The organism is Nocardia sp. NPDC056000 (assembly GCF_042269265.1).
GTDB lineage: Bacteria > Actinomycetota > Actinomycetes > Mycobacteriales > Mycobacteriaceae > Nocardia.
Genome location: NZ_JBHJXS010000002.1, coordinates 374,969 through 382,734, shown reverse-complemented (window position 1 = coordinate 382,734; position 7,766 = coordinate 374,969). Strand labels below are relative to the sequence as shown.

General features: G+C 67.3%; 7 protein-coding genes. 2 read left to right on the top strand and 5 right to left on the bottom strand.

Features of this window, described 5'->3' with window-relative positions; all coding sequences use genetic code 11:
* Positions 1-52 precede the first annotated feature (52 nt).
* Positions 53-1,435, bottom strand: coding sequence for an MFS transporter (locus ACFC4D_RS06840; protein WP_376062257.1), 1,383 nt, complete (start codon positions 1,433-1,435; stop codon positions 53-55).
* 230 nt (positions 1,436-1,665) lie between these two features.
* On the opposite strand from ACFC4D_RS06840, the gene ACFC4D_RS06835 reads away from it, so the two are divergent.
* Entirely contained in the window at positions 1,666-2,115 is a 450-nt protein-coding gene (locus ACFC4D_RS06835; RefSeq protein ID WP_364641265.1) for a MarR family transcriptional regulator, read from the top strand.
* A 20-nt stretch (positions 2,116-2,135) separates the two neighbouring features.
* On the opposite strand, the gene ACFC4D_RS06830 is transcribed toward ACFC4D_RS06835, so the two are convergent.
* From ACFC4D_RS06830 to ACFC4D_RS06820, 3 genes are all read right to left on the bottom strand, one after another.
* The gene (locus ACFC4D_RS06830) at positions 2,136-3,038 is read right to left on the bottom strand and encodes a zinc-binding dehydrogenase (RefSeq protein ID WP_376062047.1); all 903 of its coding nucleotides are present in this window, start codon (positions 3,036-3,038) and stop codon (positions 2,136-2,138) included.
* A gap of 80 nt (positions 3,039-3,118) precedes the next feature.
* Positions 3,119-4,858 (bottom strand): cytochrome c oxidase subunit I, encoded by a 1,740-nt coding sequence (ctaD, locus tag ACFC4D_RS06825; protein ID WP_364641272.1) that lies wholly within the window; start codon positions 4,856-4,858, stop codon positions 3,119-3,121.
* Between the two features lie 117 nt (positions 4,859-4,975).
* Positions 4,976-6,385 (bottom strand): DUF1254 domain-containing protein, encoded by a 1,410-nt coding sequence (locus tag ACFC4D_RS06820; RefSeq protein ID WP_376062046.1) that lies wholly within the window; start codon positions 6,383-6,385, stop codon positions 4,976-4,978.
* A 115-nt stretch (positions 6,386-6,500) separates the two neighbouring features.
* Here ACFC4D_RS06820 and ACFC4D_RS06815 point away from each other — a divergent pair, with 115 nt between their 5' ends.
* Positions 6,501-6,899, top strand: coding sequence for a hypothetical protein (locus ACFC4D_RS06815; protein ID WP_364641278.1), 399 nt, complete (start codon positions 6,501-6,503; stop codon positions 6,897-6,899).
* 4 nt (positions 6,900-6,903) lie between these two features.
* On the opposite strand, the gene ACFC4D_RS06810 is transcribed toward ACFC4D_RS06815, so the two are convergent.
* On the bottom strand, positions 6,904-7,755 hold the full coding sequence (locus ACFC4D_RS06810; RefSeq protein ID WP_376062045.1) for an LLM class flavin-dependent oxidoreductase: 852 nt from the start codon (positions 7,753-7,755) through the stop codon (positions 6,904-6,906).
* Positions 7,756-7,766 lie beyond the last annotated feature (11 nt).

Sequence of the window (7,766 nt, the reverse complement as noted above, 5' to 3'; positions counted from 1 at the left end):
CAGTTGCTGGAAGTCTGCTGCTATTTCCAGCGTGCCGTAGGTGGACGAATGATCAGGCCACCGCGGCCTTCGCGCCGGTGGTTGAGCGGCCGCTTGCTTCCTCACCCTTGACCGGAATGAAGGCGGCGATCGCGGCCGAGGCCAGCGCCACCCCGCAGCCGATGAAAAGCCCTGTGCGGAAACCATTTTCGGTCGGAATCGGATGACCGCCGAGCGTGGTGCTCATTTGCGCCAGCACCGCGCCGATGACCGCGGCCGAGAACGAGGTGCCGATCGAGCGCATCAGGGTATTGAAGCTGTTCGCCGCCGCGGTCTCGGACAGCGGCACCGCGCTCATGATCAGCGCGGGCATCGCGCCGTAGGCCAGCGCCACACCGCAGTTGCATACGCAGACCGCCACCAGCAGCCCCCAGGTGGAACCCATGAGCACCGTCGAGGAGGCGTAACCGGCGGCCAGCACCAGCGCACCGGCGACCAGCGTCACCTTCGGACCACGCACCGCCGAGAGCTTCGCGCCCAGCGGCGACACCAGCATCATCATCAGCCCGCCGGGGGCCATCCACAGGCCCATCGCCAGCATCGACTGTCCCAGGCCGTATCCGGTGGACCTGGGCAGTTGCAGCAGCTGCGGAATGATCAGCGAGGCCGAGTACATGCCGAAGCCGAGCACCATCGACGAGGCATTGGTCAGCAGCACCCTGGGCCGCGCGGTGACGCGCAGATCCACCAGCGGATCCCGGGTGCGCAACTCCCACCAGCCCCACAGCACCAGCGCGAGAACCGCCGCGACGAGCAGTCCGATGATTCCGCCGTTGTCCCAGCCCCAGCTCGCGCCCTTGGAAATGCCGATCAGCAGGCAGATCAGGCCGACGCCGAGCCCGACCGCGCCGACGGCGTCGAAACGCCCCTTGGCGAGCACCGGAACATCGGGCACCACCACGTAGATGAGAATCGCGATGAGCAGGCTCAATCCGGCCGCCACCCAGAACAGCACCCGCCAATTCGCGTGCTGCGCAACCGCTGCCGCGACCGGCAGGCCCACCGCGCCGCCGATTCCCATGGAGGCGCTCACCATCGCGATGGACGGGCCCAGCCGTTCGGCGGGCAGCAGATCCCGCAGCGCCGAAATGCCAAGCGGCAGAATGCCCATGCCCATACCCTGCAAGCCGCGCCCGATGATCATCGGCGCGACCGATCCGGCGACCGCGCACAGCACCGAGCCCGCGATGAGCGGGACCGTGGAGATCAGCAGCATGCGGCGCTTGCCGTAGAGGTCGCCGAGCCGCCCCGCGACCGGTGTGGTGACGGCCGCGGCGAGCAGGGTCGCGGTCACCACCCAGGAGGCATTGGATCCGCTGGTGTGCAGCAGCGCGGGCAGTTCGCCGAGCAGCGGCACCACCAGGGTCTGCATGACGGCGGCGATGATGCCCGCCATGGCGAGGACGCCGACGATACCGCCGGGCCGTCCGCCGATCGGTTCGCCGGGCCCGGGGACGGCTGCCGATCCGGCTCGGGCGTCACTTGCTGACACGGCCACGCGCTTCTCCTCATCGATCGAGTGCAACGCATGTGTACGGTACACACGATATGCATGGTGCATATCCATGCTGTGACCCAGATCACCTGTGATAGACAGGCTCACGCAGGCAGCAACGGAAGGACGGCATGGAAAAGCCCACGGACCGGGTCGAATTCGAAACCATGCTGCTCGGCCGGTACACCATCAACGCGCGCTACCGGCGCGACGGCACCCGCCTGGACCGCAGCGCCTACGTGCTGCTGAGCCGGCTCAGCGCCCAGGGACCGATGACGATCGGCCAGCTCACCGAGGCATTCGGCCTGGACACCTCCACCCTGAACCGGCAGACCGCGGCCCTGCTGCGCGCGGGCGTGGTGGAACGCATCGCCGATCCGGACGGCGGCATCGCCCGCAAATTCCGGATCACCGCGGCGGGCGAACGCGGCCTGGAGCAGGAGCGCGCGGCCAATACCGAAGGGCTGCAACGGGTCATGGAGAACTGGTCGGCCGAGGACGTGGCGATCTTCGCGGGCTACCTGGAGCGGCTCAACACCGATATCGAGCGCATCGACGGAAGACCCTGGCCGCGACCGTGATTCGACCTCGCGTCGCCGCCTCAGGCCGTGCGGATCATGACGCGGCCGAGATTGCGGCGGGTGGCGATGAGGTCGATCGCGGCGTCGATGCCCTCGAATGGCAATACGGTGTGCCGGGGGCGAATCAGCCCGGCCGCCAGCAGCTTCCACAGTTCGGCGCGATAGGCGTCGATCAGATCCGGCCGGGTGCGGCTGAGCAGGCCGATCGAGAATCCGGTGACGGTCTTCAGATCGGCGAGCAGACTGTTGGCGTCGACCGTCCCGCGCCCGGCGCTGTACGCCACCAGACGGCCGTGCGGCGCAAGGATTTCCACGCCGCGCTGGACGAGCTCGCCGCCGACGCCGTCGAGCACCACATCCACGCGTTCGGTCCACGGCTCGTCGTAGGTGACCACGGCATCGGCACCGCACTCACGCACGAACTCGGCCTTCTCGGCGGAGCTCACCGCCGCGACGACCCGGCTCGCGCCCAGGGCTTTGGCCAATTGCACCGCGAGATGGCCGCTTCCGCTGGCCGCGCCGGTGATCATGATCGACTCCCCCGCCCCGAATCGTCCGGCGCGCAGCGCACCCAGCGCCACCAGGCCGCCCCGCACGATGGCGAGCGCATCGGCGGCGACCACCTCGTCGGGGATCTCGGTCACCAATGCCGGTGCCGCCAAGACATATTCGGCATACGCGCCCTCGAACACCACACCCGCCACCCGGCGGCCGACCCATTCCGGCGCGATGCCGGAGCCGACGGCGACGATGACGCCCGCGATCTCACCGCCGGGATCGATCGTGGTGTCCGAGGCGATCATCCGAACGAGCCCCACGCCGACGCCCGCGAGTTCCGAACGGACCAGCAGCTGTCCGGGACCGGGGACCGGCTCGGCACCGGCGATCTGCTCGGGAACACCGGAAAACCGCAGCTTGCGCATATGAAAAGCCCTTCGCCCTAATCTTGTGACGGACACAAGATTAGGGCGAAGTGAATTGCTATGTCAATCCTAAAATTCCGCTAGCTGGAGACCTTGTCATCCAGCTCCGCGACCCGATGCGATTTGGTGCCCCACCCGACGTGGGCCTCGGCGCGCATGCGCTCGACCATGTGCGGGTAGTGCAGTTCGAACGCCGGACGCTCGGAACGAATGCGCGGCAGCTCGTAGAAGTTGTGCCGCGGCGGCGGGCAGGAGGTCGCCCACTCCAGGGAGTTGCCGTAACCCCACGGATCGTCCACGGTCACCACTTCGCCGTAGCGGTAGGACTTGAAGACGTTCCACACGAACGGCAGCATCGAAGCGCCGAGAATGAACGCGCCGATCGTGGAAATCGTGTTGAGCGTGGTGAATCCGTCGGTATCCAGGTAGTCCGCGTAGCGGCGCGGCATGCCCTCGTTGCCCAGCCAGTGCTGCACCAGGAATGTGGTGTGGAAGCCGACGAACGTCGCCCAGAAGTGCCACTTGCCCAGACGTTCGTCCATCATGCGCCCGGTCATCTTCGGGAACCAGAAGTAGATGCCCGCGAAAGTCGCGAACACGATGGTGCCGAAGAGCACGTAATGGAAGTGCGCCACAACGAAATACGAGTCCGACACGTGGAAGTCCAGCGGCGGGCTGGCCAGGATGACACCCGACAGACCACCGAAGAGGAACGTCACCAGGAACCCGATGGACCACAGCATGGGCGTCTCGAACGTCAACTGCCCGCGCCACATGGTGCCGATCCAGTTGAAGAACTTCACGCCCGTCGGCACCGCGATCAGGAACGTCATGAACGAGAAGTACGGCAGCAGAACGGCTCCCGTGGCGTACATGTGGTGCGCCCACACCGCGATCGACAGCGCCGCGATGGCCAGCGTCGCGTAAACCAGTGTGGTGTAACCGAAGATCGGCTTACGCGAGAAGACCGGGTAGATCTCGGTGACGATGCCGAAGAACGGCAGCGCGATGATGTACACCTCGGGATGGCCGAAGTACCAGAACAGATGCTGGTACAGGATGGCCCCGCCATTGGCCGGATCGTAGATGTGCCCGCCCAGGTGCCGGTCGTACGCCAGGCCGAACAGCGCCGCGGTCAGCAGCGGGAAGGCAAGCAGCACAAGCACACTGGTGACGGCGATATTCCAGGTGAAGATCGGCATCCGGAACATGGTCATACCCGGGCAGCGCAGGCAGACCACCGTGGTCAGCATGTTCACGCCACCCAGAATCGTGCCCAGGCCCGAGACGGCCAGGCCCAGAATCCACAGGTCCGCGCCGACGCCCGGCGAATGCACGATGTCCGACAGCGGCGTGTAGGCCGTCCAGCCGAAGTCCGCCGCACCACCCGGGGTCACGAAGCCCGCCGTCGCCATGGACGCGCCGAACAGGTACAGCCAGTAGCTGAACGCGTTCAGGCGCGGGAATGCCACATCGGGCGCGCCGATCTGCAGCGGCAGGATGATGTTCGCGAAGCCGAACACGATCGCCGTGGCGTAGAACAGCAGCATGATCGTGCCGTGCATGGTGAACAGCTGATTGAACTGCTCCGTGGACAGGAACTGCATGCCCGGGCGAGCCAATTCGGCGCGCATCAGCAGCGCCAGCAAACCGCCGATGAGGAAGAACGAGATGGCGGTGGTCAGGTACATGACGCCGAGCACCTTGGGGTCGGTCGTCGTCACCGCCTTGTAGATGAACGAACCCTTGGGGCCCAGCCGCGCCGGGTAGGGCCGAGTGGCCTCTAATCCCGATTCCGGCTTGGGGGCTACGGCAGTCACCACATCCTCCTCGAGGTCGGTCCGCAGCTGGTCCTATCGGCTCCGGAACCCACGATGAACGGCGCTCAGCGTACTCATAGCAATTCGATTCTGGCAGAGAACACTCCGGCCGGACAGTCAGGACACCGGTTTGAGTTCGGGCGGCTTCCAACTGCCGTCGGTCGCCTCGGGTCGCGGCGCGTACAACCGCAGGGTCAGCGAAAAGGTGCCCGACGCCGGGATGGGCAGCCAATTGCCGTGCGGCACGGCCGGTCCCGGATCGGCATTCTGCACGGTGATCTCGAAGGAACCGTCGGGACCCGGCACCGGCGGCAGCTGATGACCGAGGGTGTAGATGCCCGCCGGATTGGCCACCAGGAAATCATCCGAATCGTAGGCGGTCAGCGACCAGAAGGCGTCCACCGGCGGCAGCTGACCCGGATCGAAGCGCAACCGGAACGAGCGCGGCTGGCCATTGTTGTCGGCGGATAGATCCGAGGTGGTCGGATACAGGGCGTCGCGGCGCAGATTCGCGCCCAGCCCGGAGAGCGCGGTACCGGCCCGCAATGCGTAATCGGTGCCGTAACTGCCCAGATTGTCGTGGAAGAGCCAGCCGTTCTCGGTGTACGCGCCCGGGTCCACATAGCCCGCGATGGCCTTGCGCGCGGCCGCCGCGGCGGCGTCGAGATCCTCCAGGCGCAGGGCGTCCACATTGCCGCCGGGCGCGATTCCGATGGCGGCGAAGCGTTTCAGCGCGGGGGCGTCGGCTTCGGCGGGCGTGTCGGTGGACATGAGATCGCACAGTCGATCGAAGAACCGGCGGCCGTCCAGCGCCGCCACATCCTTGACCGGATAGCTGCGGCCGCCCTGCCCCTGCGGGATCGGCACGCCCGGGGTGAGCGCGGTGCGATCGGCCAGCCAGGAAGCCAGCGGGGCCAGCCGCAATTGGTCCTGGATGGCATGTACCGCGGGCAGATCGGCGACACCGTTGACCTGCACGCGGCCCAGCAGCCACGCGGTGACCGTGGGCATGCGCAGATGCGCGACGCCGTCCGGCACCTGCCCGGTCCAGTGCGGGCCGCTGATCAGATATGTGAACGGCGGATCGGGACGGCCGCTGTCGGGCCGCACGCTGCCGGGATCGTGCACGGTGTTCGACCAGGCGTCCAGCAATTGCATCAGCCAGAAGCGGCCGCGCTCGATCGCGGGCACCTGCAACACCATCGGCGAATCGGCCAGATCCAGCCAGGCGGTCGAATAGAGGGTGTCCAGGTTGGTGCGGACCAGCAGCCGATCGGCCGACGTGGGCAGCCCCTGCGCGTGCCGGAAGCGATTCACCGGACCGCTGGTATCCGCCGTCGCGTGCATGAGCACCAGCGGATATCCGAAAATATATGCGTCGGTGGCGATTGCGACGGCATCGGTGCTCGATACTGTCGACGTGGTGGATGTACCCGAAGATTCCTCGGAGCGGCTGCACGCGGCGATGGACAGCCCGGCGGCGGTGGCCAAACCGAGCATGGCGCGACGACTGATGGCGCGATCCATGATCAACAAAACGTATCAAACCGTCCAGGTGGAAGGGGTTTTGGCGCGAAGTTCATCGCCAATTCATCCCCCGACTTCACAGAAACCTCATGGGACGCGCTTCACTATCGGAACCATGAGTCGCTCGGTCCGCACCCGCATCATCACCGCAGCCGTGATCGGCACCCTCGGCACGCTGCTGGCCGCGGGCGCCGCCACCGCCACCAGTGAACCCAAGGCCGTCATCCAGGGCCGCACCGCCGTCACCGCGCACGTCAGCGGGGAGAAGGCGGGCAATCGCTGTCAGATCGCGGGCAAGAATCTCGCCGGGCCGTGGGGCGTGGTGGATAAATCGGGCACGGTCGATCTCACGCTCGGCCCGATCCGGCCCAATGGCAAGCACATTCGCGTCATCTGCGAGGACCCCAAGCGCGGTGACAGCTCCATGCACACCGTGCGCTCGGACCGGGTCAGCTACGGCAACGCGCTGTCCCCGCTGCGCCAGATTCTGAACAGCCGATTCTTCGGACAGTGATCCGCTAGGCCACGCGGGCGGCGGCGACCGCGGCGCGCACCGCGGGGGCGGTCTCGGCGGCGAAATACTGTGTCTCCCGCTCCCCTTCGGGATTCACCGGGAGCAGGAATTCGCTGATGCCGTGCGCCAGCGCCACCTCGGTGAGCTGGGCGACCGGCATGGACGGATCCATCACGTAGGCGCGGCGGATGAGAGCGGGGACGCGGCCCGCCTCGCGAGCGCCGGTATCGATGGCGGTCATCAGGCGCGGCAGCGCGTCCGGGGGCGAATAGGCGAAACTGCCCAGCCAGCCGTCGGCCAGCTCACCGGTCAGGCGTAAGGCGCGCGGACCGTAGACGCCCAGCCAGATGCCGATCCGATGCGCCTGTGCCGGGCCGACTTTCGCGCCGTGCAGGGAGTAGAACTCACCGTCCAGGAACGGTCGGCCGTCCGCACCCCAGAGCGCGCGGATCACCCCGACCGCCTCGCGCAGCGCGGTCAGCGCCTGCCCGGGGGTGCGGCGTTCCCCGCCCATGGCGGCGATGGCATCCCAGAACGCGCCCGCGCCCAGGCCCAATTCCATCCGGCCGGCGCTGAGCAGATCCAGGCTCGCGGCGCTGCGGGCCAGCACCGCGGGCGGGCGCAGCGGCAGATTCGCCACGGCGGGCATGAGGGTGAGCCTGCGGGTGATGGCGGCGGCGTAGGAGAGCAGCGTCCAGGTGTCCAGGAAGGCGGGCTGATACGGATGGTCCTGCACCGCCAGCACTTCCAGGCCGGAATCGTCGGCGCGGCGAATGAGCCGCAGCAGCGCCTGCCCGCGCGCCGCCTCGGGCGGAACGAATATCCCGAACCTCAGCTCATGCCCGTAGTCAGCCATAGCGAATTCAA